Source organism: Sporosarcina luteola, assembly GCF_023715535.1.
Lineage (GTDB): Bacteria > Bacillota > Bacilli > Bacillales_A > Planococcaceae > Sporosarcina > Sporosarcina luteola_B.
On the sequence record NZ_JAMBOI010000002.1, the window covers coordinates 209,735 to 233,759 of the forward strand.

Below are 24,025 nucleotides of genomic sequence, written 5' to 3' on the forward strand. Positions count from 1 at the left end.
ATTCAAGATGAAAAGTTTCAGCCCACAATTTTTTTAATGCATTTTTACAGCTCTTCTTCGTTGAATTCTGCAGGTCCGGCAGGCAATACGCATTTGAAGATCGTCCCGGACGTTTCGCCAAGTTCTGCGGTGATCCTGCCTCCGTGGGAATCGATGATATTCTTCGCGATTGCAAGCCCGAGTCCAGTGCCGCCTTTCCCTCTCGTCCTCGCCTTATCAGCTTTGTAAAAACGTTCGAAAATGAAAGGCAGGTCCTCTTGCGGTATGCCGCTCCCCGTATCGGAGACGGAGATTTCGACCATATCTCCTTTCTTTTCGACACCGACCGTCACATTCCCTCCATCCGGCGTATGACGAATTGCATTATCGATCAAATTTGTAAATACTTGCTCGAGACGGTCGTCATCTGCAAATAGAATAATCTCTTTATCGTCAACGTCCAACGTGAGTGCAACATTCGAATCCCGCGCAATTTGCATGAATTTGTTTTGAACTCTATCTAAAAAAGGAACTAATGGGAAATTCAATTTGTATAACCTCATATGCCCAGACTCCATACGCGCCAGGTCAAGCAGATCTGTAACGAGACGGCTCATTCGTTTCGATTCATCATGAATAATCTGGACCATTTCATTGCGTTCCTCATCACTTGACATTACATCATCGAGAATCGCCTCACTATAACCTTGCAGTAAGGAAATGGGCGTCCTTAGCTCATGTGATACATTGGCTATGAAATCGGATCTGAGTTTTTCAAGCTTATGCTGTTCAGTCATGTCACGCAACACGGCTACTGCGCCGCGGATGCTGTTTTCACTGTAAAGCGGGCTGATGGAAATGCCATAAAACTGGCCTCCGATTTCAAGCTCATCCTCCACTTCCTCCGCAAACGTTATGACGTGTTCAAGCATATGAAAGATTTCTTTCGGCAACACTTTGTCATCCGCACCATTAGCAAAATACCACTTCTGCAATAATCGCTCAGCTTGGGGATTGCTTAGTAGAATCGAATAATCCCGATTGAATGTGATGACCGCATCCGTCATCGATGTGAGAATGCTTGATAACTGCTCCTTATCCTGCTTGATCAATTCCATCTGGTATTTCAGCTGTCTGCCCATCTGATTGAAAGCTGTCGCAAGTTGACCGATTTCATCATTTTGCATGACGGGAAGACGCGTTTCAAAATTCCCTTTCGACAATTCAAAGGCCGCTTGCTTCATTCCCCGCAATGGCGAAGTAATTTTCGTGGATAGGAAGAAGGCGAAAATGGTTGTCAAGACAAAAGCGATGAAGGCGGATAAGAATATGATATGCGTCGTTCTTTTTGTTGTGCGATGAATAGCGTCAAGGCTTTGGTACATGACGATGGAGTGCATGGCGCCATCGACTTCGGCATATGGATACATGAGGACCAAAAACTTTTCCATGGCGTTCTCTTCAGCAAGAGAAGGAAGAATCTGTTCCTTCACGACCTTTTCATTAATCTTAATATTCGAGAAAAACTTCGGCTCCGATAAGATTTTCTGCTCTATCTTTTCCTGATTCAGCCCCCGATGAAATGAATAATAGACCTTTTTATCCGAATCGATGATCATCGCATTCGTTTCATTATCCAATATATCCTGGATAATGAGTTGCATGGCTGATTCGCTTTCGTGATCAAGAACTATTTTACCGATTGTCGTCGCTTCTCTGCGGAGCGAATCCTCCGCTTGCGTCGTATGGAAATTATCAAGAAATTCAAGGAGAAATACGGTTACGATAAAAAGTACAAAGGAAACGAGAAGCAATATGGTTGCCCATAGCTTCCCGACGATTGAATGCCATATTCTATTCATTCGGAACCTCGAATTTATATCCGACGCCCCAAACAGTAACAATCATTTTAGCAGCACTTTCCGAAACACGGCTCAGTTTCTCCCGCAGTCTTTTCACATGTGTATCGACTGTCCGCAGATCGCCGAAAAATTCGTAATGCCAAACTTCCTTCAATAATTGCTCACGGTCAAATACCTTATCCGGCGATTTTGCAAGGAAATAAAGCAATTCGTATTCCTTCGGTGTCAAGTTCACTTCTTTTCCTTCAGCTGTCACCCGGTGTGCGTCATGATCGATTGTCAATTGCGGGAAGACTACAAGATCTTTCGAACTGTTCGTGGCCGCTGCATCCGGGAAATTAACCGATCTTCTCAGAATGGCCTTCACACGAAGCACAACTTCACGTGGACTGAACGGTTTGACGATGTAATCGTCTGCGCCTGTTTCAAATCCAACTACCCGATCGGATTCCTCTCCCTTCGCTGTTAGAAGAATGACAGGTGTCATTTTCTTTTCGTCACGAAGTTCTTGTAGCACTTCGAGGCCGTCTTTTTCAGGCATCATCAAATCGAGTAAAATACAGTCATATTGATTAGCAAGCGCCTTTTCGATCGCCTCGGCACCATCAACTGCCTCATCGATTTCAAAGCCTTCGCGGGATAAATACATATTGAGAAGACGGCGAATCCGATCCTCGTCGTCCACCACTAATAACCTAACGTTCTCTTCCATAGTCAATGTCCCCTTTCAACAACGCTTCTGTTCTCATTGTACAAGCTGTACATAAAAAAAGAAACTGCACAGCTCCTTTTCGGCTCTGTGCAGTCCAATCGGTTTACGCGTATGAATGCAAACCGGCAATGATTAAATTGACGGCAATCAGATTGAACATGATGATGACAAATCCGATAACCGCAAGCCATGCTGATTTTTTCCCTTCCCAACCTTTTGACAGTCGAAGATGGAGGAAGGCAGCGTAAAACAGCCACGTAATAAGGGCCCATACTTCTTTCGGATCCCAGCCCCAAAATCTTGACCACGCTTCATGCGCCCAGATCATCGCAAAGATTAAAGCACCTAGTGTGAAGACCGGGAAGCCGATAAGAACCGAACGATAGCCGATTTCATCCATGAGCTGTGAATTGGCTTTCTTCGCGAAAGGCTGGAATATAGCCGCAATCGGTTTACGGAATATAAGCCGTAACAGAAGATAAAGGACAGTTCCCGTAGCGATTGACCAAACGAACGTCGTCAATGTTTTTGCATTGACGATAGCCGGCATTTCGGCCCAAGGAGTCATTGCTTCAGGAGTCTGGGCTTCATATTCGTGCATTCCGAATAACGGCGGATAATTGTACTCGATTTTCGCTGGTGCCTGGTTTTTATCGATATACGTGAAATGCGCCTCATACCCCGTCAGCTTGAATGTCGTCGATGATAGGACGAAACCAAGTACAAGGACAACTGTGAACATGACCGCTTCAATCCAAAATCGCTGTCTCGAAGGCTTAGTCATATCAATATTTTTCACTAAGTAAATAAGTCCCGCCACCGCACTGATTGCGAGGATTGATTCACCAAGCGCAGCAGTTATGACGTGGATTGTCAGCCAGTAACTTTGGAGCGCGGGTATGAGTGGCGTAATTTCCCGTGGGAACATGCTTGCGTAACCGATAATAATGATTGCAATCGGCAATGCAAATAATCCAAGGGATGGTGTTCTATACAAGAAAAACAGTAGAATGAAAGACCCTACAAGCATCATGCCAAACGCAGTTGTAAATTCAAACATATTACTAACAGGAGCATGTCCTGAAGCTATCCATCTCGTTATGAAATATCCGAGATGAGTGATGAAGCCGATAATAGTGATCGTAATCCCTACATTGCCCCATCTATGATTTCTATAGGATGCTTCTGACTTAGCACCTTTCACTGCTCCGCCAAAAAACAGAGTGGCTACCAAATAGGCAATGAAAGAGACTAAAAGCAGATTCGCGCTTAACGATGCTAATCCCATAATTATTTTTCTCCTTCCTCTTCCTCAGTTGACGACTCATTGTCCTGCCTGTCTTCATATTTCGGCAGGCCGGCAACATCTTTCACGGCATTCAATTCCTTTTTCAACGAGAACCAGTTTTTATTCGTATGGGCGGCAACCAATAGCTCTTCGCCTTCCCCTTTCTGGATCCAAATCCTTCTATGATTCCAATAAGCCCCTTGAATAACGCCGATCATAAAGATGAGTCCGCCAAACAGAAGAACATACAACGTTTTATCCTTCCGGATCGTCAATCCGGAAATATCTCTTGTTTCCGCACCGACAAACTTCACTTTATTGACATTTTCTTGTGTCTCAAGCGTTTGCCTGATGGCGACAAAGCTTTTTTCGCCTTTCGGATTCTCTGGAGTGATCATATTAAAAATGAAAGCCGGGTTGTTCGGAATCGGCGACTTTGAAACCGGCTCCCCGTTTTCAACACCGTCGTAATCCGCATAATAGCCGATTAAATCGACACGCGCTCCGTCATTCAATTCGTAGACGCCTTCCGGATTGTCAAGATCAATCGTAAATTGGCCATAGGACTTCTCTGTTTCCTTTTCAATCAGCTCCATTGTCATTGATTTTAGTTCATCTTGACGGTAATCCATTTGGAAGATGTTGTACCCATCAAATTTTAAAGGCTTATTGACGATGATCGGATAGTCTTTGATGTGTTCCAGATCAGTCGAACCTGGTAGGTTGTCCTCTTTCGTTTTGTATAACGAGACTTCCGTCTGATATGATTTCACAATTGTGCCAACACGATCGATTGCTGTTCCGAAAACTTCATCAGCCTCTTCCTTCGAATACAGCTCCATGCTGAAATCCTTGTTCTCCAAATAATAGCCCGGAGCGCCAGGGATTGAACGCAGTTCACCTTCCCGTATCCACATCGTCTGATCAACATAGAAGCCGGGGATGCCGCGCAATAGGATACCGAATAGGAAAATAATTAGTCCTGTATGATTGATATATGGACCCCAACGAGAAAAACGGTTCTTTTCGGCCAAAATCGCACCATTTTCCGTCTTTACGTTGTATTTCAATTCCTTCAATTTCTCTTCCGCTTTCGCAAGTGACTCATCGGCATTTTCGGAATGGCCAACACCGTAGATGCGTTGCCGTTTCATGAATGACGGATGCCGCTTTGTCCGTTGCTTCTTCAATGATTTATAAAGTGGAATCACCCTGTCGACACTCGCAATAATAATGGAAGTTCCAAGCATGCCGATCAGTATTTTGAACCACCAGCTATTATACATATCATAGAAGCCTAATTTGTAATAGAGTGTACCTACAAATCCATACAGACGTTCATAATATGCTAATAACTCCGACGGTGAATCCTGATTCACCGGCACATAAAACTTTTGTGGAAAAAGCGTACCGATCGCTGATGTGGCAAGAACCGCTACGATAATGCTTACGCCAATTTTCACACTGGAGAAGAAGTTCCAGATTTTATCGATGATTGACCGTTTATACGTCTGAGACCTGCGGGCAGACCCTTCATAACGCATATCGACGACTTCACTGTTTTTCGCTTCCTCGGTCATCGGACGGCCGCATTTTTCACATAGCACCGTTCCAAATGGGTTGTCATGACCGCATTGGCATTTGATTTTACTCATGTGTACGAACTCCTTATCAAGGTTGGATGCTTTCCATGTACGAAATGATTTCCTTCTCCGTCATTTCCGCAGTGATGATCTTCGTGATCCGCCCGTCTTTATCGATGAGCAATGTCGTTGGAAGCGGTAAAATGTTATATAGCTCCTTAACATCCTTGTTTTTATCGATGACGATCGGAAACGTCAGTTCATATTGGTCACGGAATGTATCCACTTTCAGGTTGGACTCCGCGATATTCACCGACAATACATGTACACCTTTTTCCTTGAAAGCTTGGTATTGATTTTCAATGTATGGCATTTCCCGTTTGCAAGGTGGACACCACGTTCCCCAAAAGTTCAGGAAGACACCTTCTCCTGCATAGTCGGATAACCGATGCTTGTTCCCATCAAGATCGACAAGTTCAAAATCCGGGGCTTTGTCACCTACTGCCAGAACTTTGACTTTGTCTTTTGAGAAAATGGAAAACAAAATGGCTGAAGCAAGCAATAGTAAAACAACACCCCTGAAAATGAGGCGCGATTGCTTTTTATTCGCCTTGGACAATTGATAGTAGCCCCCTAACGTAATAAGATTCCGATATTAAGTATAGCAAAACAATTATCGTAATAATGGCGAAGTCTTGATAGCTTTGTGAACAATTACGCTCTAAACGTTATCCGATCTTCCCAGTTTCAGCAAGAACCCGCAATTGCTTCACTTCATGGGTCGTCAATTCACGCGCTTCACCGGCATTTAGACCGTGCGTCGTCAACATCCCAAATGACTCCCGTCTCAGCTTTTGGACCGGGCAACCGATCGCGTCGAACATTCTGCGGACTTGGCGGTTGCGCCCTTCATGAATTGTGATTTCAACGAGTGCAGAGCCTGTCTTCTTATCGAATGACTGCATTTTCACCCGGGCAGGGGCTGTCATGCCATCCTCTAGTTCGATGCCGCGTTCCAATCTTTTCAATGCATCCCGGTCTGGTATCCCTTTCACTTTTGCAACATATTTCTTTTGGATGCCAAACTTCGGATGTGTCATCAGATAGGAAAAGTCACCATCGTTCGTCATGATGATAATTCCTGATGTATCAAAGTCCAATCTTCCTACAGGGAAAATCCTTTCTTCCACCATCGGAAGGAGGTCGAGAACCGTCTTTCTCCCTTTTTCATCACTGACCGTCGAAATATAGCCTCTAGGTTTATATAGCAAATAATAAACGAATTGCTCTTTGACCAATTCCACACCTTCGACTTCCACGCGGTCTGCGCGTGTCACTTTAGTGCCCAATTCAGTAACAACCTTGCCGTTCACTTTCACTTTCCCCTCAACGATGAGTGTTTCCGCTTTTCTTCGGGATGCAACTCCCGCTTGTGCTAATACTTTTTGTAATCTTTCCAACTCGTCACCTTCTTTCTACCTCAAAAAATTATGTCATATTTCTATGCAAATGGAAAGAAGACCGACCTATATGCAGTCAGTCTTCCCTAATTGCTTCATATTCAAATGGCGAAAGTTCATTTCCGAATCTCAATTTCAGCGGTAACCAGCAATTCATTATCTAGTGATACAGCCCATGTCCCTTTCACTTTCCGATCATTCTTCCGCGGAATATAGACAACATGGGATACTCTCTCCAATTCATCCTCATTCAATAAGAGGACAATCGGCTTTTTCAATTCACCATTCAACCCTGGAAGAATTCGGTACTTGCCTTTCTTCGCTACGGTTACGTTTTCGAATTTCCTGAATGTCTCATTGGCCAATTGCTCATGTGTATTCCAGTCGTCCCCATTATTCAATGTGACGACAATCAGTTTCTTGCCGTCTTTTTCGAAGTAAGTTGCAAGAGTCCTACCCGCCGCTTTCGTAAATCCGGTCTTGCCAGCGATGACATGTTCATTTGTATGAATTAAACGGTGCTTATTCCGCCAGCTTCTTACCTCATCTCCTTTTCGATAGACGAAGTTTTCCGATGAAGCAATTTTATGGAACTTATCATTCTTCATAGCGAAATAAAGCATTAATGCCGTCTCGTATGCAGTTGACAAGTGCCGGTCATCATGAAGTCCTGACGGGTTCGTGAATGTCGTACGTTCCAAGCCATATAATTCAGCTTTACTATTCATCAAGTCGACAAATCCGTCAACCGAGCCGCCGGCATGCTCTGCGAGTGCGTATGCAGCATCATTTCCGGACCGCAGCATAAGTCCATATAACAATGCATCGGCATCGATTCGCGTGCCTTGTTCCAAATAAATGGACGAGCCCTCAGCAGAGGCAGCCGCCGGTGATATGACAATTTCACCTTCCTCTGCACCGCTTTCAATGAATGTCAAGGCTGTCCAAACTTTCGTCAGACTTGCAATCGGCAATTGAAGATTTTCATTAGATCCGCTCAATAGACGTCCTGTTTCCGCATCGATTACAACCCATGCACTTCCCGACGCCGCTTCTTTCGGGAATGCAGTCAATAAGACCGATAAAAACAGTACAATGGCTACTGCCTGCCTCAATCACTGTGTCCTCCTTCTTCTGTCATCTCAAATGCCTCTTGGAATTTCGTCATGAATAGATCGGTATCCCCGAATGACTCCTCATCATCCCCCTCCACTAATGGAGGAAGCATATCAATCGATTCCAAACCGAATCTGTCCAAAAATAAATCAGTCGTCCCATAAAGTATTGGCCTTCCCGTGCCTTCCATACGCCCTTTTTCCAAAATGAAACCTTTTGCAACGAGTGTCTGAATCGGACCGTCCGATTTCACACCGCGTAAATCATCAATTTCAACACGGGTGACAGGCTGCTTGTACGCAATGATTGCCAACACTTCCATTGAGGCTTGTGTAATTGAATTGCGTGTCGGATTTTCGAGCATCCTAACAATATCATCAGCGAACTCGGCTTTCGTCACTAGCCTGTAATGCCCTCCGTATAGCCTGAGTGTAATTCCCGAATCCGGACGTTCTTCATAATTTACACGCAGCCTTTCTGCGATTTCAGCCGCTGCATCCGTCTCTATTTGAAGAAGTGAGGCAATCTGACTTAATGTCAACCCATCATCCCCAGCTATGAATAAAAAGCTTTCCAACATTCCTTTGAGCCGTTCATCGATTGTTTCCATCAGTCTCTTCCCCTCCTACTATGACTGTCATTTTGCCAAAATTATTTTCTTGCCTTACGATAATATCAAGCCGTTTCATCAATTCCAATAATGAAAGGAATGTCACGACTAAATCTTCTATGTCTTCTCTTTCAAATAAACTTTCGAAATCACAACTCCCGCCCAGCCTTTCAAGCGATATCATGATGTTGTCCATTTTTTCACTTACCGAAAGCTCTGTTTTTACAATATTGGCGGTCAACGGAGCACGCAATTTCTTTCGCTCGAGCATTTTCCGGAACGCGCCGATCAAGTCGAAAACATTCATTTTTTCTTCTGGAATCGTTACGGCCACCTCACCATATTCCGATAAGTCCCCAGGCAGTTTCGTGAAGTGATCCGCCCGATCTTCTGCTGATTCCAATAAGGAATTGGCGGCTTCTTTGTACTTTTTGTATTCTATGAGACGGGCGACCAATTCATCCCTCGGATCTTCCTCGAAGTCGAATTCCGAGTCTTCATCCAATGCTTCTCCTTCATGTACTGGCAATAGCATTTTACTTTTGATTTCAATTAATGTGGCTGCCAGAACTAAGTACTCGCTTAGTTCGTCAAGTTCCAATACTCGCATTGCGTGAAGATGCTCTATGTACTGATTTGTCAGCTCTGCCATCGGAATATCATAGATATCGATTTCAAGTCGGTTGATTAAATGTAATAATAGATCTAGGGGCCCTTCAAAAGCCTCCAATTTCACTTTGTAAGTCAATAGGAATTGCTCCTTTACGCATTATTGCTTCATCATATAGAAAGGAATGGTTGTGTGCATCCATATCATCATCCGCTGTTCTTAAATTTTATTGTTTATTTTAATAGGAATCAAGACTACTTCGAGTGTCATGAAGTGCTTGAAGAGTATTGGAAATCCGTACCGGATTATACGAAAAATCATCCACTTACTGCCTTTATCCTTTTATCCACAGGACTCTACCATTGGAGGAGGGGGAATGTAGAGGGAGCTTACCGCACACTTGTAAAAGCGGAAAATAAAATGCTAGCCTTCCAGGAGTTCGACATTCGATATACGGAAGATATCGATTACGGACGGCTTGTACAGGATACGGCAACGTCTGTCACTAAATTGAAAAATGGTGATCCTTTTTCCCCGCTTCTGATACTTTTAAGCTCAGAAACCCTTCAACAGTCAGTTGAAGAAATTGCCTCGTCGATGGAACTTCTTCCTGTTGGAAGTGATGCTGTCATTCATAAACATATGCTTCGGGATCGTTCCGATATTCTTGAGGAACGCGAAAAGAAAAAGCGCAGACCACATTGATCTGCGCCTTTTCCTCATTCGTCTAGGTGTGTTTCTTCCTTTTGACGGCATTTTCTCAAGAACGATTCTGTTTCCTCATTACTCTTACATTCCAAGTCAGGAAAAAGGTCTCCGAGCTTCGTGATTATTTTGCTGCCGATCCCTTCACCCCGGAACGACGGATTGACAGAAAGGTGCATTACGGTATACGAATCTGCGTCCAAGATGATTCCGACGAGGCCAATGATATCTTCATCTTGCTTCAAAAGGAACAACTGCCAATTTTCCTCATTTTCGTACTGATGAATCGTTTCCTGCAATTTTTTTACAGACTTATCACCGGGCATATAAGAGAGCAGGCCCATGGCAATTTTCTCATACGCCTTTTTGTATCGTAAAAGCATCATTGAAATCCCTTCTTTTCAAAAAATCCTCAGGCATCGGCAATAAGACTGTCCTTCCTGATTTAGAGGACCTATGCCGGATTATGATAATCGTACATGATACCTTAGGCTTTTTCAATGATCAAGAAAGTTCATTTATTCGGTCCGGCAAATGGGGCAATAAAGTACCAGTACACGCCACCCCAAATGATGGCAGCAATGACTATGAACAGGAAAAGTATCATATTGCGCTTTTTCATGTTGTAATTTCCTTCTCTGTCCTTTGTAAAGGAATGTCCAGCCTAATAACATCTTCATATGTTTCCCTGCGAACTACCAATTGATGCTGCCCGTTTTCGCAAAACACAATTGCCGGCTTCGGAAGTCGATTATAATTGCTCGCCATGGAGTATGTATAAGCCCCTGTACAGAAGACAGCAATGATGTCCCCTTCCACAGGTTCTGCAATATACGCATCCTCAATTAATTTATCACCTGATTCACAGCATTTACCTGCTATTGTAACTATGTCGGAATGAGGATCCAACATTCTGTTCGCCGTAGCAGCTGTATACTTCGCCTGGTATAGAGCTGGACGGATATTATCAGACATGCCTCCATCAACTGCAACATAAGTCCTTACACCTGGAACTTCCTTGCTGCTGCCTGCCGTGTACAGTGTCGTGCCCGCGTCACCGACGAGCGATCTGCCAGGTTCAATCCAAATCTCCGGTAGTGGATAATTAGCTTTTCGCGACATTGATAGCACAACATCTTCCATTTCCTCAACATAGGCGGAAGGATGAAGAGGTGTATCCTCGACCGTATACCTAATACCGAACCCTCCACCTAAATTGAGCACTGTGCATACGAATTTGAATTTCTCCCGCCACTCAATCATTTTCACCATCAATGCTTCCGCTGCAAAACGGAATGCTTCGGTTTCAAAAATTTGGGAACCGATATGGCAATGCAATCCGAGCACAGTAATGTAAGGATGATTAAAAAGCTTAAGGAAAGCATCATCCGCTTGGCCATTCTTCAGGTCAAAGCCGAATTTCGAATCCTCTTGACCAGTTGTAATATAGTCATGGGTTGAAGCATCAACACCTGGAGTAACACGCAGCAGAACATTCATCTTCTCCTTGCGAGATTCTGAAATCTCCTTAAGCATTTCAATCTCCAGGAAGTTATCTACTACGATGCATCCGATTTTTTCATCAAAAGCGAACTGCAATTCCGTATAACTTTTGTTATTTCCGTGAAAGTGAATCTTTTCCCGTGGGAAATCTGCAGCTGCCGCCGTATAAAGCTCTCCTCCTGATACAACATCCAATGATAGCCCCATTTGCTTGGCAAGTTCATAGATGGCTATGGAAGAAAAAGCTTTGCTTGCATATGCTACTTGCGCAACGATTCCAGCCTTCGCAAATGTTTCCTGGAAGGCAATCGCACGTTCCTTGAAAAGAGCAATATCATATACGAGTAAAGGTGTGCCATATATATGCGCAAGATCTACTGTATCTACTCCGCCTATCGTCAAGTGGCCCTGATTGTTCACCGATTGAGTTCCATATAGATGCATTTTCATCCCTCCAAGTCATGTTGTTAAAACTTTATCATAACTAGAAGGCAGGAATCAATCTACGAAAGCCTATTCCGGTCAGGAGCTTTTGTAATGTAAGGCCTCGGTGCATCCATCGTCATTGGATAACGGATCAATACACGCTTCATTGCCTCAGGGAAAAACGGAACTGCCGGCCATAAGTATGGTGTCCCCATTGGTTTGAGGGATGCCAAATAATAAAACAGGAAAGCGATTCCCAAGAAAAACCCAGGAGCCCCAAGAATTCCCGTCAATATAAGTATGAAGATCCTGAACACTTTCGTTGTAATGCTCAATTCAAACGATGGGATCGCAAATGTGAAGATAGCGCTCACAGCAACGTACAGTATGACTTCTCCCGTAAATAGACCGACATCGATTGCCACTTGGCCGATCACAATCGCTGCAACGAGTCCCATGGCAGTCGTCATCGGAGATGGGGTGTGTATAGCGGCCATCCGTAAGACCTCTATGCCGATATCCGCAATTAATAATTGAACGAGAAGAGGGACGGATCCCGGATCATTCGGACCGATATAACTAAGTGAAATCGGTAAGTATTGCTGATAGGTCGCAAGTAAATACCAAAACGGTAGCAACAATAGACTGAGTGACGCACCGATCAGGCGGACCCATCTCACAAACGTTCCGATGAACGGAGCTTGACGATATTCCTCAGCATGCTGCAAATGATGAAATATGGTCGCAGGAACCAAAATGACTGAAGGGGATGTATCGACGATAATCGCGATATGACCTTCAAGGAGATGCGCAGCGCAAATATCCGGCCTTTCTGTGAAACGGACGAATGGCATAGGGTGGAATCTTTGCTTAAACAGGAATTCTTCCAATGATTTATCTGTCATTGTCAGTCCATCATGTTTAATTTCATCCAGCCTTTTCCGGATGTAGGAAAGGTGCTCCTCACTAGCAGCACCTTTCATGAATGTGATGGCGACATCCGTCTTGCCGTTCACAGTCGTTTGGTGCATTTCAAAACGAAGATCCTCCGTCTTGAGCCGCCTTCTGACAAGAGCCGTATTTGTAATGATGTTCTCTGTAAAGCCATCTCTAGATCCACGGATGACTTTTTCAGTGTCCGGCTCTTCAGGCGATCTTCCCGGGTAGCTACGAATATCCCCGATGAATACAAAACCATCGGGGAGCACGAAGCCGACCTGCCCACTTAATACATTGTTGAGCAGTTTCTCTTTCTCATCGACATCCGACAAGGCGTAATAAGGGAAGTACGTAAGAAACCACGCTGGATCATCCCTGTTTTCCTCTTCCGGTTTTAGACCTTCTTGCATTTCCGTTAGCAACGTTGTCAAAATGTTTCCATCCACAAGTCCATTAATGTAAAGCAATAATGCAGGCATCCCCCATAAATGGACGGTTTTCGCCGTAGCATCGAATGTTTCATTTTCACCGAATTTATTGTGGAACCACTCTTCTCCGTCTTCCAAAGATGTAAATAGCTTAGCCATGTATTATTCCGTCCTCACTTTACCTTCGCTTTCCTCTGGTTGTGCACTCATCCATGTCTTCAACTGGGCTAATATCTTCTTCTCCAACCGAGAAACTTGCACTTGCGAAATGCCGATGCGTTCAGCGATGTCGCTTTGCGTATAGTCCAAATAATACCGCATATAAATGATTGTCTGGTCCCGTTTGTTCAGCTTGGAAACAACATCCCGGAGTGGTATGTGATCAAAAAACCTCTCTGAACGGTCATCCCTCAACTGGTCCATCAACGTTAAACTATCCCCTTCATTTTCGTAAAGCTGTTCATGAAGAGAAGCTGGATCTCTCAAAGCATCCGATGCGAGAATGACTTCATCGATCGACACATCCAACACTTCGGCAATTTCAGAAACGGAAGGCGATCTTCCGTGGTTTTTAACATAGTCGTCCGTCGCATGGCGAATTTTAAAACTCAATTCACGAATTGATCTGCTCACTTTCACCATGCCATCGTCCCGAAGGAAACGTTGAATTTCCCCTACAATCATCGGAACGGCATACGTGGAAAACTTCACTTCATACGATAGATCGAATTTATCAATCGATTTCATGAGGCCGATGCATCCGATTTGGAACAGATCTTCAAGGTCGGCTCCCCTGGAGGCAAATCGTTGAACGATTGACCAGACGAGCCTTGTATTCCCTTCCACCATCATTCTTCTTGCATCTTTGTCGCCATCCTGGGATTGTTGAATGAGCACTCTCATTTTTTCCTGTGACAACAGGGCATCTTGTCGCTCAACTGATGTATCCATCGGTCACCTCATTCTGCTTGCTTCCGTGACCGGAGAAAACATTTTCTCGAACCGCACGACCGTTCCATTTCCAAAGGACGATTCCACTGAGAGATGGTCCGAAAAGCTTTCCATGATCGTAAATCCCATTCCCGACCGTTCCATGAGCGGTTTTGTCGTGAACATTGGCTCCATTGCCTGCTGCACGTCAAAAATTCCTCCACCCTTGTCTTCGACTGTCATCGTCACCTTATTTTCATCAATTACAGCATGGATTGTGACCATGCTTTTTCCATCACTTTCATAGCCGTGGATTATGGCGTTGGTGACGGCTTCCGATACGATTGTCTTGAATTCCGATATTTCTTCAAGGGTCGGGTCCAATGGCGTGATAAAACAAGTCATCGCCATCCTCGCCAGTGCTTCATTTTCCTCGATTGCAACGAATGATAATGTCATTTCATTTCTCATGTAAGACCCCTCCGATTTCACCAATTACACTGTCGACCGAGCCATGTCTGATGTTGGAACCTAAGCCGGAAAAATTGAAGATTTTCTCCATTGTCGGAGACGGGTTCAAGATGAGCGTCTCTCCATTGAACGGTGCCAAATCACGCATCCTGCCAAGTATGAGCCCGATGCCTGCACTATCCATGAATCCGAGTCGGCTCAGGTCCCAGATGATCCCTTTCACTTTTCCTGTGAAGATGGAAGATGTGATAGTGGAACGGATCCTGTTTGCTTCAAGATTGTCCAACTCCCCTGCTAATGTTACGACCACAATGCTATCAATTTGTTTAATATCAGCCATGCTGAATCCCTCCTTCATGCGGATTAAATTCAACATTGGGCAAGGGAAATCCTTTCACCTGACATAACTAGTCAGTAACTTTGTGTTTTTCCTATCTTTCGACAAAGCATTCTACCTGAAAAAGTCTATCCATTTTTAGGACAGTTTACACATGTTAGGAATAAATAGCTCACTTCTCTTTTGAATTGCAGCAATGTTGATTTTCGCTTCGGGCGGACGCTTTCCGTGGGCGTCGCTTCAGCCTCCTCACTGCGCTTCGCTTCGTTGCGGGGTCTTCAGCTGACGCTTTTCCCACAGGAGTCGCCGCCCTACGCTTCAATCAACGTAGATTCCATTATCCAGAAATCCCATCTAGTGATCATAAGCCCCGAACAAGTGGCCACAAAATGCCGTTCCACCTAAAAAAGACTGCCACGGAAAGTCGATATATCGACTTCCCGGGCAGTCCCCATGTTAAATGATCTTAGCCATTAATCATTTCGTGGATCAAGGTTGGTTTTGCTTGTGCTTGATCTGAAATGTGGATGTGTTCTTGAATTAGTTCTAGGGATTTTGCAACGTCTTCTCGGTTGGTGTGGATAATGGCAAGTGGTTCGCCTGCTGTTACTTTGTCCCCGATTTTTTTCTTCAGGACGATGCCGACAGCTAGATCGATGACGTCGTCTTTTGTTGCTCTTCCAGCTCCTAGTAGCATTGCAGCGACTCCGATTTCGTCCGCTTCCATTTTGGAAATCGTTCCTGATGTCAAGGCAGGGACTTCAATTTGGAATTTCGCAGAAGGGAGCAATGATGGATCGTGTACGATCCGTGCGTCTCCGCCTTGCGCTTCGATCAATTTACCGAATAGATTCAATGCGGAACCGTCTTTGATGACTGCTTCGAGCATTGCGCGTGCTTCTTCTACGGTTTCCGCCTTCTCGCCGGCAACGATCATTTTGCTTCCTAGGACTAGGCAAAGCTCTGTTAAGTCTTCAGGACCCTCGCCTTTCAGTGTATCGATCGCTTCTTTTACTTCAAGCGAGTTTCCAATTGCATAACCTAGAGGTTGGCTCATGTCAGAAATAACTGCCATTGTGTTTCTTCCGACTTGGCGGCCGATTGCGACCATGGAATGAGCGAGCGCTTCGGCATCTTCCAATGTCTTCATGAATGCACCGTCGCCTGTTTTTACGTCCAATACGATTGCGTCAGCTCCCGCTGCTATCTTCTTACTCATGATGGAGCTGGCGATTAGCGGTATGCTGCTGACCGTTGCTGTTACGTCCCGTAAGGAGTACAAGTTTTTATCGGCGGGCGTCAAGTTGCCGCTTTGTCCGATGACAGCGACCTTCAACTCATTCACTTGTTTGACGAACTGCTCTTCTGAAAGCTCGATATGGAATCCTTCGATCGCTTCAAGCTTATCGAGCGTGCCTCCTGTATGGCCAAGGCCGCGGCCGCTCATTTTAGCAACCGGCACTCCACAAGCTGCCACTAATGGAGCCAGGATCAATGTAGTCGTATCGCCGACGCCACCGGTCGAATGTTTGTCGACCTTCAACCCTTCAATCGCCGACAGATCAATCTGGTCGCCGGATTCAGCCATCGCAATTGTCAGGTGGCCTTGTTCCTCGGGCGTCATGCCTTGAAAGTAAACCGCCATCAATAGGGCGCTCGCTTGATAATCCGGTATGGATCCGTCTGTATAGCCGTTGATGAAAAAAGTGATTTCCTCCTTGGAAAGCATTTCCCCATCTCTTTTTTTCTCGATGATATCAACCATCCTGAACACAATCATCACACCTTTTCCGTTAATGAACTTAAAAAGCTTTCTCCAAACTCTGGAGCTTTCACGTTGAAGTTATCGGCAATCGTTGCGCCAATATCTGAAAATGTCTTTCGCACTGGCAATTCGCCTCCACCTTTGAAAGCTGGTGAGTACATGAGCAATGGTACATACTCCCTCGTATGGTCAGTTCCGCTATGCACTGGATCATTACCATGATCTGCTGTGATGATTAGCAAATCTTCCTGTTTCAATGACTTGATAATTTCCGGTAAGCGTGCATCGAATTCCTGCAATGCATTACCATATCCGATCGGATCTCTCCGATGCCCAAATAACGCATCAAAATCGACGAGGTTTGTAAAGCTCAAGCCAGTAAATTCGGAATTCATAACCTCGATCAATTTGTCTACTCCGTCCATATTGCTTACTGTCCGAACTGCTTCTGTTACACCATCACCATTGAATATATCGGAAATTTTTCCGACGGCAATGACTGCTTTCCCAGCGTCTTTCAGTTCAGTCATGACCGTTCTTCCGAATGGCTTCAATGCATAGTCATGACGATTTGTCGTACGGGTGAAATTTCCAGGTTCTCCGACAAACGGTCTTGCGATAACACGGCCAACTAGGAATTCAGGATCCAACGTAAGTTCACGGGCAATTTCACAAATGCGATACTGCTCTTCAATCGGAATGATCCCTTCATGAGCTGCAATTTGCAATACTGGATCTGCGGATGTATAGACGATGATCGCGCCTGTTTCCATATGTTCCGGACCTAGCTCATCAATGATCCCTGTGCCGCTAGCCGGCTTATTCCCAATCACTTTTCTCCCTGTCCGTTTTTCGAGCTCATCGATAAGCTCTTGAGGGAATCCATTCGGGTAGACTTTGAAAGGCTTAGTTATGTTCAAGCCCATCATTTCCCAATGGCCTGTCATCGTGTCTTTACCTACCGACGCTTCCTGCATCATTCCATAAATGCCGACCGGATTAGCTTCAACCGCAATGCCTTTGATTTCCCTGATGTTCGAAAGGCCAAGCCGCCCCATATTCGGCATTTTCAATCCGCCCATTTCTTCACCAATATGGCCAAGCGTATCTGCGCCTTGATCTCCGAATAAATGAGCGTCTGGCGATTCACCAATTCCAACAGAATCAAGAACAATCAAATGTATGCGGTTAAATTTCGTTTCTTCCATATTCGAACCTCCAGTAGTCATATTTCCCAAAATGTCCGCCATGTTTTCAAGCACGCGGATGGAACTTTACGTATACATCTTTTAATCTCGCTTTGCTGACGTGTGTATAAATCTGTGTCGTTGAGATGTCGGCATGTCCCAGCATTTCTTGGACAGCCCGTATATCCGCCCCATTCTCAATGAGATGGGTCGCAAAAGAATGACGCAAAATATGCGGGGTCAGTTCTTTTTGGATACCGGCTTCGGATGCATATCCTTTAATTATTTTCCAACAGCCTTGCCGAGTCAAGCGACTCCCTCTCATGTTGACAAATAGCGCATCTGTCCCTTTCGTTTTTGCGATGAAAACAGGACGCGCTTCATGTATGTAAGTTGTACAGGCTTTCATCGCACCGCCGCCCAGCGGGATAATCCTTTCCTTTCCGCCTTTTCCGAAAACACGGACAAACCCCATGGAAATGTGAATATCGTCCACGTCCAAACCGATCAGCTCACTGACGCGCATTCCGGTGCCATAAAGCAATTCCAACAATGCAATATCCCTTATCCCCTGTGGCTTGCTGCTTTCCGGCATGGAAATCAGTTTGTCCACTTCTTTGACGGAAAGGACCGAAGGCAGTTTTTGTTCAAGCTTCGGCATTTCCAAATGGACTGTCGGGTCCTGCGTCGTTACTTTCTCCCGTAGAAGGAACTGATGAAACGAGCGTATGGAAGATATATGCCTTGCGATTGTCCTTGACGATTTCCCTTGCTCTTTGATGCTATGCAAATAATGCAGAATTGCGGAACGATCGATGTCGTCAATCGAGCCGACACCTGCCTTTTTCAGTTGAAGGAGATAATCGGAAAGGTCTCGTTTATAGGAAGTAACCGTGTTTTGAGACAGCTGCCGTTCCACTTTCAGAAAATGAATGTAATCCTCCAACCCAAACTTAGCATCCTCCATGCAAATCACTCCTTCTTTCAAAAGCGAAGTCTAGATGCAATGACAAAAAGGGACAGCTTCGCGCCATCCCCATTTCACTTTACACTGTCATTTCCCGCGGATTTGCAACTTTCGCAAACTCCGTGGAAGGTTAACCAATGATCCTTTACATTAAATCCATATCGGCTTTCGACAATTTTCTCTACATCGCCTAATAGATCTTCCTGTATTTCAGCGACTTTTCCACATTCAATGCAAATGAGATGATGGTGAAAACGTGATGCCCCTTCTTGCCGCAAATCATAACGGGAGACGCCATCACCAAAATTAATCTTGTCGACGATCTTCAGCTCCGTCAGCAACTCCAATGTCCGATAGACAGTGGCAAGGCCGATTTCCGGCGCCTTCTCTTTGACAAGTAAAAAAACATCTTCAGCACTTAAATGATCTTCTTCATTCTCAAGAAGGACCAAGACCGTAGCTTCCCGCTGAGGCGTCAACTTATAGCTGGCCCCATGCAATTGCTTTTTGATCCGTTCAATCCGGCTCTCCATATGACGCCCCCCTCAACACTGAGACCATTATATCAAAGAGGCGATCTTTGTGACAACAGAAAGGAAATAGAAGACTCCCAATCGGTTAGCGAACTAGAAAATGAAAGATCGTAATCTCTACTAAAAAAATGAAGAATGCCATTCCCGCCAACACAGGAACCCCTTGTAGATTCCGCGCTTTCCTCGATACTCTGTTGAAAAAAGGAGGGCTCAAAACAACACAATAAATCAAGAATAGCAGACAGGAAATAAACTGGAATGGGAACCACCAAATAGCGTATTGCCATATTTTCATTCCCGAATAAAGGAGAAAGGACGATGACAATCCGAATAAAACACATTTGATTGCACCAAAAAATAATATGACATGTCTTGTTTTACTATTCACAGATAGAAGAAATGTCACTAAAAAAAATAACAGCAATGTTATAAAGGGTCTCCATGCAGACCCATCGGAAGTTGAAATGACTCGTGGATCGAAAAAGCCGATGCACCTTTCGGATGCCTCTATTGGGATCTCCCTGAACAACAATGCCCCGCCGATATATCCGACGGCTAGTACGATAAATAGATGGATAAAAGATAAGGAACGGACCATAGGCTTCACCTCCGCATCGTTTCTATAACGTATGCTTGTCCGTTCCGAAATAGCTCAATTATTAAAAAGTCTTTTTGCGTGAAGGATTGCGAAAGCTGTTTTGGCGTCGAAAATCCGTTGATCCAGCACCATCTCTTCCGCTTCTTCGATCGTACATTCCATTAGCTCTATGAACTCGTCTTCATCCCCTGCAGCAGGCTTGTCTACTTTATATAGTTCTTGCGCTACGAAAATATGAATGATTTCGTTTGCAAATCCGGGAGATGTTGCGAATGATTGCAGGTATTCAAATTGATTAGCTCCGTAGCCAGTCTCTTCTTCCAGTTCACGAAGCGCGGTGACCCTAATATCTTCTCCAGGCTCGATCTTTCCGGCTGGAATTTCAATGATGGATCGGTTTAATGCCTTTCGATATTGCTCGACAAGAACCATTTTTCCATCATCGGTAATCGCGATGACGGCGACGGCTCCTGGATGATCGACGAGTTCCCTTTTGGCACGCTTTCCGTCAGGAAGTTCGACATCGTCGACACGAAGGGAGATGATTTTCCCTTCAAATATTTCCTCGGATGCAACAGTCTTTTCCTCAAAACGATTCATAGTGACACGCTCCTTTTCTTTCAATTAAGCAACAAACTTTCCCTATTACCTTCTACATTGTACAGTTTATTTTAAGTAGAGGAAAACAATTACGGAGGTGCTCCAATGAAAAAGAGGGAGATTGGAAATAGCGGAATTTATGTATCCGAACTGGGACTCGGGTGCATGTCATTCCCCGATGACGTGAAGGAAGTAAATAATATTGTCGATGCGGCGATCCATGCAGGTATCAATTTATTTGATACAGCTGACTTATATGATGGAGGCAGGAATGAATGGCTTCTCGGCGAGGCGTTGAAAGGCCGGCGTGACGAAATCATTCTAGCGACGAAGGTCGGCAACCGGATGATCCCAGGCGAAGAAGGATGGCGCTGGGATGCTTCAAAAGCATATATAATGGAAGCAGTAAAGGACAGCCTTAGACGTCTTGGCACCGACTACATCGACCTTTATCAATTGCATGGCGGTATGATGGAAGATGATGCAACGGAAACGATTGAAGCATTTGAAGCATTGAAAAAGGAAGGGGTCATTCGGCAGTACGGCATTTCGTCGATTCGACCGAATGTCATCGAGCGCTTTTTAACGAATAGCTCTGCGGTTTCCGTCATGATGCAATACAGCCTGCTAGATCGACGGCCTGAGGAATGGTTCCCTATGATCCGTGAAGCGGGAGCATCCGTCATCACAAGGGGGACATTGGCAAAAGGATTATTGACGGACGAAGGCCCTACTCGGGTCAGTAAGATGGACGGCTTTGTGGCATATGATTCTAAAGACTTGAAGAGGACCGTCGGCGAGTTGCATGAAACTTCAAGCGATCTGCATGCGCTCGCCCTAGCATTCAACTTAAAAGAAGATGTAGTTGCTTCCGCTTTGATCGGTGCCAGCTCTAAAGATCAGCTTCTTGATACAATCTTAGCGTATGAAAAGAAAGACGAGCAATCCGAAATAGCCTCAATTGCACAACTAACTGAAGTACATCAATACGAACAGCACCGGTTATGATTCTGTAATGCTCTCGTAATAAATCTGTAATGATTAGGAAACTCCTTCACGGGTATCTAACAAGTAGGCACCAATTAACGATTACACCTTGGAGGAGATTTCATTGAAACTACTTACAGAAGACAAAAAATGGTTGAAGCTTGGAGCAGCAACATTCCTTTCCGTTGGACTACTCGCAGCATGCGGAGATGGCGACGATGATACGGACGTAGATGTGAATAATCCACCAGCTGAAGTAGATGACGGCGTTAACGACGGAACAGATACAAATGTCGACCTTGATGTAGATGACGGTACAGATACTGATGCTGACTTGGATACTGACACAGATACTGACGACAGCAAATAAGCGAACAAAAAAACGAGACTCTGAATTGGAGTCTCGTTTTTTTGTTATATACTAAATCATACTTCTTGCTCAGTCAACCGTACCTGTGCTGCTCTCTTGCGCTTTTTCGAAGGAAGCATATTGAACATGATGTTTAACACAATTGCCGTCAAGCTGCCGGCTACGATGCCATTGCTCGTTAACATTTGGATGCTTGCAGGAAGACTAGCGAAAATGTCTGGGACGACCGAAACGCCGAGGCCTAGGCCAACTGAACAAGCGATGATCATAGCGTTTTCCTGAGATTCGCCTACTACTTTGCTTAACATTTTAATCCCTTGTGAAATGACCATGCCGAACATTGCGACCATTGCGCCGCCCAATACGGATGTCGGGATGACGGTTGCCATCGCAGCGATTTTCGGCATAAAGCCCAATGAGACGAGCATGATGGCTGTGATTAGAATGACTTTGCGTGATTTGACGCCGGACATTTGCACTAAACCGACGTTTTGTGAAAATGTCGTATATGGGAAGGCGTTGAAAATCCCGCCGATCAATGAAGCCAATCCTTCGGAGCGATACCCCTTCTCCAAGTCTTTCTCAGTGATTTCCTTTTCAGTAATATCGCTTAATGCAAAATATACGCCAGTGGATTCTACCAATGAGACCATTGCGACCAACGTCATCGTTAAGATCGGAACGAGATGGAATGTCGGGGTTGCAAGATAGAAAGGAGTTAGTAAATGGAAGGCTGAAGCCTCTTTCACTGCACCGAAATCTACAATGCCAAACATCATCGCTGCTACTGTGCCTGCAGCCATTCCTAGAAGAATCGAAATTGATCGAAGGAAACCGGTTGTAAATCGATATAGAAGTATGATGGATAGAAGTGTTCCAAAAGAGAGAAGGATGTTGGTGATCGATCCGAAATCTGGTGCTCCGAATCCCCCACCCATATTATTCAAAGCTACCGGAATTAATGTGATTCCGATGATTGTAACTACAGAACCTGTTACCACTGGCGGGAAGAACTTGATCAGCTTCCCGAAAAACGTACTGATGAGGACGATAATTAGCCCAGAAGCGATGACTGCCCCATATATGGCAGATATCCCATATTTATCCCCAATGGAAATCATTGGCCCGACAGCTGTGAACGTGCATCCTAATACAACCGGCAATCCGATTCCGAAAAATTTGTTGTTCATGATTTGCAGGATTGTCGCAATTCCGCACATGAGAATATCGATGGATACAAGGTACGTCAATTGAGTAGAAGTTAAGCCGATTGCCTGTCCTACAATTAGCGGGACAAGAATCGCGCCTGCATACATGGCAAGTAAATGTTGAAAACCTAATACGACCGATTTCATAATGAAGTACCTTCTTCCCTGAATTCGACTTTTCCATCTTCAAGCGATTCGAGAATTGCCAATGATTCAACCCGAATCCCTTTTTCCCGAATCATAGCTCCCCCGGGTTGGAATCCTTTTTCAATAACAATGCCTACGCCAACGAGCTCCGCTTCTGCCTGCTCTACGATGTCAAGAAGCCCAAGGACTGCTTGTCCATTGGCAAGGAAATCATCTAAGACTAAAACCTTGTCCCCTTTTTTCAAGAAGTCCTTAGAGACGGAGATTTCATTCGTTTCATTTTTCGTGAAGGAATGAACATCAGCAGTAAATAAATTTTCACTCATCGTCAATGATTTGCGTTTACGGGCAAAGATTGCAGGTACCCCGAGTACTAAGCCTGTCATCATTGCGGGGGCAATTCCCGATGATTCAATGGAAAGCACTTTTGTCACTCCGTCCTCTTTGAAACGTTCTGCGAATTCCTCTCCGACCGCTTTCATAAGCGGAGGATCGATTTGATGATTCAAAAACGAATCCACTTTTAATACTTGATCGGAAAGCACTTTCCCATCCTGCATGATTTTCTCCTGTAGCTGCTTCAACATGATGCTCCTCCTTTTTCATTCACGATCAGAAGGAATTAAAAAACCCCCAATGACCGTGCATCCATTCATTACATGAGTGGAGCAAGGTCATCCGGGGTTTGTAGTTAACCGAATGAA

Annotated in this window: 27 protein-coding genes; 3 read left to right on the top strand and 24 right to left on the bottom strand. The window is 44.7% G+C overall.

Translation table 11 applies throughout. The annotated features are described in order from the left end of the window. Positions 1–44: 44 nt before the first annotated feature. The 9 genes from M3191_RS04525 to M3191_RS04565 form a co-directional block, all read right to left on the bottom strand. Entirely contained in the window at positions 45–1,841 is a 1,797-nt protein-coding gene (locus M3191_RS04525; protein ID WP_251698455.1) for an ATP-binding protein, read from the bottom strand. Continuing rightward, positions 1,834–2,553 (bottom strand): response regulator transcription factor, encoded by a 720-nt coding sequence (locus M3191_RS04530; protein WP_251698457.1) that lies wholly within the window; start codon positions 2,551–2,553, stop codon positions 1,834–1,836. The genes M3191_RS04525 and M3191_RS04530 overlap by 8 nt, the downstream gene beginning before the upstream one ends. Positions 2,554–2,656: 103 nt before the next feature. Next, positions 2,657–3,841 (bottom strand): c-type cytochrome biogenesis protein CcsB, encoded by a 1,185-nt coding sequence (ccsB, locus tag M3191_RS04535; protein WP_251698459.1) that lies wholly within the window; start codon positions 3,839–3,841, stop codon positions 2,657–2,659. Between the two features lie 2 nt (positions 3,842–3,843). Then, a complete protein-coding gene (gene resB, locus M3191_RS04540; protein WP_251698461.1) occupies positions 3,844–5,496 on the bottom strand; it encodes a cytochrome c biogenesis protein ResB in 1,653 nt (550 codons plus the stop codon). A gap of 16 nt (positions 5,497–5,512) precedes the next feature. After that, on the bottom strand, positions 5,513–6,043 hold the full coding sequence (gene resA / locus M3191_RS04545; RefSeq protein WP_251698463.1) for a thiol-disulfide oxidoreductase ResA: 531 nt from the start codon (positions 6,041–6,043) through the stop codon (positions 5,513–5,515). Positions 6,044–6,152: 109 nt separating this feature from the next. After that, a complete protein-coding gene (locus tag M3191_RS04550; protein ID WP_251698465.1) occupies positions 6,153–6,884 on the bottom strand; it encodes a pseudouridine synthase in 732 nt (243 codons plus the stop codon). 116 nt (positions 6,885–7,000) lie between these two features. Then, positions 7,001–7,999 (bottom strand): D-alanyl-D-alanine carboxypeptidase family protein, encoded by a 999-nt coding sequence (locus M3191_RS04555; protein ID WP_251698467.1) that lies wholly within the window; start codon positions 7,997–7,999, stop codon positions 7,001–7,003. Continuing rightward, positions 7,996–8,610, bottom strand: a complete 615-nt coding sequence (scpB, locus tag M3191_RS04560) for an SMC-Scp complex subunit ScpB (protein ID WP_251698469.1) — start codon at positions 8,608–8,610, stop codon at positions 7,996–7,998. Before scpB ends, M3191_RS04555 begins: the two co-directional genes overlap by 4 nt. After that, positions 8,594–9,358, bottom strand: a complete 765-nt coding sequence (locus M3191_RS04565; RefSeq protein WP_251698471.1) for a segregation/condensation protein A — start codon at positions 9,356–9,358, stop codon at positions 8,594–8,596. Before M3191_RS04565 ends, scpB begins: the two co-directional genes overlap by 17 nt. Positions 9,359–9,412: 54 nt before the next feature. Here M3191_RS04565 and M3191_RS04570 point away from each other — a divergent pair, with 54 nt between their 5' ends. Next, positions 9,413–9,925: a DUF309 domain-containing protein gene (locus tag M3191_RS04570; protein ID WP_353056505.1), complete on the top strand. Its 513-nt coding sequence runs from the start codon at positions 9,413–9,415 to the stop codon at positions 9,923–9,925. Between the two features lie 14 nt (positions 9,926–9,939). Here M3191_RS04570 and M3191_RS04575 read toward each other — a convergent pair whose 3' ends face one another. The 13 genes from M3191_RS04575 to M3191_RS04635 all read right to left on the bottom strand — a co-directional run bounded on the left by M3191_RS04575 (position 9,940) and on the right by M3191_RS04635 (position 20,609). Further along, positions 9,940–10,308 carry a GNAT family N-acetyltransferase gene (locus M3191_RS04575; RefSeq protein WP_251699295.1) on the bottom strand — a complete coding sequence of 123 codons (369 nt, stop codon included), beginning with the start codon at positions 10,306–10,308 and terminating at the stop codon, positions 9,940–9,942. 131 nt (positions 10,309–10,439) lie between these two features. Then, entirely contained in the window at positions 10,440–10,547 is a 108-nt protein-coding gene (locus M3191_RS04580) for a YdgA family protein (RefSeq protein WP_251698475.1), read from the bottom strand. Continuing rightward, the gene (gene lysA, locus M3191_RS04585) at positions 10,544–11,872 is read right to left on the bottom strand and encodes a diaminopimelate decarboxylase (RefSeq protein WP_251698477.1); all 1,329 of its coding nucleotides are present in this window, start codon (positions 11,870–11,872) and stop codon (positions 10,544–10,546) included. The genes M3191_RS04580 and lysA overlap by 4 nt, the downstream gene beginning before the upstream one ends. 59 nt (positions 11,873–11,931) lie before the next feature. Beyond that, positions 11,932–13,380 (bottom strand): spore germination protein, encoded by a 1,449-nt coding sequence (locus tag M3191_RS04590; RefSeq protein ID WP_251698479.1) that lies wholly within the window; start codon positions 13,378–13,380, stop codon positions 11,932–11,934. A gap of 3 nt (positions 13,381–13,383) precedes the next feature. Continuing rightward, positions 13,384–14,172, bottom strand: a complete 789-nt coding sequence (locus M3191_RS04595; protein WP_251698480.1) for a SigF/SigG family RNA polymerase sporulation sigma factor — start codon at positions 14,170–14,172, stop codon at positions 13,384–13,386. A 3-nt stretch (positions 14,173–14,175) separates the two neighbouring features. Next, positions 14,176–14,622: an anti-sigma F factor gene (gene spoIIAB / locus M3191_RS04600; RefSeq protein ID WP_251698482.1), complete on the bottom strand. Its 447-nt coding sequence runs from the start codon at positions 14,620–14,622 to the stop codon at positions 14,176–14,178. Further along, positions 14,612–14,962, bottom strand: a complete 351-nt coding sequence (locus M3191_RS04605) for an anti-sigma factor antagonist (RefSeq protein ID WP_251698484.1) — start codon at positions 14,960–14,962, stop codon at positions 14,612–14,614. Before M3191_RS04605 ends, spoIIAB begins: the two co-directional genes overlap by 11 nt. 463 nt (positions 14,963–15,425) lie before the next feature. Then, on the bottom strand, positions 15,426–16,724 hold the full coding sequence (locus M3191_RS04610; RefSeq protein ID WP_251699298.1) for a pyrimidine-nucleoside phosphorylase: 1,299 nt from the start codon (positions 16,722–16,724) through the stop codon (positions 15,426–15,428). Between the two features lie 14 nt (positions 16,725–16,738). Next, positions 16,739–17,932, bottom strand: a complete 1,194-nt coding sequence (gene deoB / locus M3191_RS04615) for a phosphopentomutase (RefSeq protein WP_251698492.1) — start codon at positions 17,930–17,932, stop codon at positions 16,739–16,741. Positions 17,933–17,978: 46 nt separating this feature from the next. Further along, positions 17,979–18,878 carry a site-specific tyrosine recombinase XerD gene (xerD, locus tag M3191_RS04620; RefSeq protein WP_251698494.1) on the bottom strand — a complete coding sequence of 300 codons (900 nt, stop codon included), beginning with the start codon at positions 18,876–18,878 and terminating at the stop codon, positions 17,979–17,981. Between the two features lie 74 nt (positions 18,879–18,952). After that, on the bottom strand, positions 18,953–19,411 hold the full coding sequence (locus M3191_RS04625) for a Fur family transcriptional regulator (protein WP_251698496.1): 459 nt from the start codon (positions 19,409–19,411) through the stop codon (positions 18,953–18,955). Between the two features lie 85 nt (positions 19,412–19,496). After that, the gene (locus M3191_RS04630; protein WP_251698498.1) at positions 19,497–20,009 is read right to left on the bottom strand and encodes a hypothetical protein; all 513 of its coding nucleotides are present in this window, start codon (positions 20,007–20,009) and stop codon (positions 19,497–19,499) included. Positions 20,010–20,063: 54 nt separating this feature from the next. Next, the gene (locus M3191_RS04635; RefSeq protein ID WP_251698500.1) at positions 20,064–20,609 is read right to left on the bottom strand and encodes an NUDIX hydrolase; all 546 of its coding nucleotides are present in this window, start codon (positions 20,607–20,609) and stop codon (positions 20,064–20,066) included. A 105-nt stretch (positions 20,610–20,714) separates the two neighbouring features. Here M3191_RS04635 and M3191_RS04640 point away from each other — a divergent pair, with 105 nt between their 5' ends. Next, the gene (locus M3191_RS04640) at positions 20,715–21,617 is read left to right on the top strand and encodes an aldo/keto reductase (protein ID WP_251698502.1); all 903 of its coding nucleotides are present in this window, start codon (positions 20,715–20,717) and stop codon (positions 21,615–21,617) included. Between the two features lie 103 nt (positions 21,618–21,720). After that, positions 21,721–21,966: a DNA primase gene (locus tag M3191_RS04645; protein ID WP_251694718.1), complete on the top strand. Its 246-nt coding sequence runs from the start codon at positions 21,721–21,723 to the stop codon at positions 21,964–21,966. Between the two features lie 56 nt (positions 21,967–22,022). On the opposite strand, the gene M3191_RS04650 is transcribed toward M3191_RS04645, so the two are convergent. Next, entirely contained in the window at positions 22,023–23,321 is a 1,299-nt protein-coding gene (locus tag M3191_RS04650; RefSeq protein ID WP_251698504.1) for a nucleobase:cation symporter-2 family protein, read from the bottom strand. Beyond that, positions 23,318–23,905, bottom strand: coding sequence for a xanthine phosphoribosyltransferase (locus M3191_RS04655; protein ID WP_251699300.1), 588 nt, complete (start codon positions 23,903–23,905; stop codon positions 23,318–23,320). The genes M3191_RS04650 and M3191_RS04655 overlap by 4 nt, the downstream gene beginning before the upstream one ends. Positions 23,906–24,025 lie beyond the last annotated feature (120 nt).

Coding starts and splice junctions, on each gene's coding strand:
- M3191_RS04625 (WP_251698496.1), bottom strand. CDS start 19,411: ATGGAGAGCCGGATTGAACGGATCAAAAAGCAATTGCATGGGGCCAGC.
- M3191_RS04640 (WP_251698502.1), top strand. CDS start 20,715: ATGAAAAAGAGGGAGATTGGAAATAGCGGAATTTATGTATCCGAACTG.
- lysA (WP_251698477.1), bottom strand. CDS start 11,872: ATGCATCTATATGGAACTCAATCGGTGAACAATCAGGGCCACTTGACG.
- M3191_RS04610 (WP_251699298.1), bottom strand. CDS start 16,724: ATGGTTGATATCATCGAGAAAAAAAGAGATGGGGAAATGCTTTCCAAG.
- xerD (WP_251698494.1), bottom strand. CDS start 18,878: ATGGAGGATGCTAAGTTTGGGTTGGAGGATTACATTCATTTTCTGAAA.
- M3191_RS04630 (WP_251698498.1), bottom strand. CDS start 20,009: ATGGTCCGTTCCTTATCTTTTATCCATCTATTTATCGTACTAGCCGTC.
- M3191_RS04580 (WP_251698475.1), bottom strand. CDS start 10,547: ATGAAAAAGCGCAATATGATACTTTTCCTGTTCATAGTCATTGCTGCC.
- M3191_RS04605 (WP_251698484.1), bottom strand. CDS start 14,962: ATGGCTGATATTAAACAAATTGATAGCATTGTGGTCGTAACATTAGCA.
- M3191_RS04575 (WP_251699295.1), bottom strand. CDS start 10,308: ATGCTTTTACGATACAAAAAGGCGTATGAGAAAATTGCCATGGGCCTG.
- M3191_RS04635 (WP_251698500.1), bottom strand. CDS start 20,609: ATGAATCGTTTTGAGGAAAAGACTGTTGCATCCGAGGAAATATTTGAA.
- M3191_RS04530 (WP_251698457.1), bottom strand. CDS start 2,553: ATGGAAGAGAACGTTAGGTTATTAGTGGTGGACGACGAGGATCGGATT.
- ccsB (WP_251698459.1), bottom strand. CDS start 3,841: ATGGGATTAGCATCGTTAAGCGCGAATCTGCTTTTAGTCTCTTTCATT.
- M3191_RS04650 (WP_251698504.1), bottom strand. CDS start 23,321: ATGAAATCGGTCGTATTAGGTTTTCAACATTTACTTGCCATGTATGCA.
- M3191_RS04525 (WP_251698455.1), bottom strand. CDS start 1,841: ATGAATAGAATATGGCATTCAATCGTCGGGAAGCTATGGGCAACCATA.
- scpB (WP_251698469.1), bottom strand. CDS start 8,610: ATGGAAACAATCGATGAACGGCTCAAAGGAATGTTGGAAAGCTTTTTA.
- spoIIAB (WP_251698482.1), bottom strand. CDS start 14,622: ATGAGAAATGAAATGACATTATCATTCGTTGCAATCGAGGAAAATGAA.
- resB (WP_251698461.1), bottom strand. CDS start 5,496: ATGAGTAAAATCAAATGCCAATGCGGTCATGACAACCCATTTGGAACG.
- M3191_RS04590 (WP_251698479.1), bottom strand. CDS start 13,380: ATGGCTAAGCTATTTACATCTTTGGAAGACGGAGAAGAGTGGTTCCAC.
- deoB (WP_251698492.1), bottom strand. CDS start 17,932: ATGGAAGAAACGAAATTTAACCGCATACATTTGATTGTTCTTGATTCT.
- M3191_RS04595 (WP_251698480.1), bottom strand. CDS start 14,172: ATGGATACATCAGTTGAGCGACAAGATGCCCTGTTGTCACAGGAAAAA.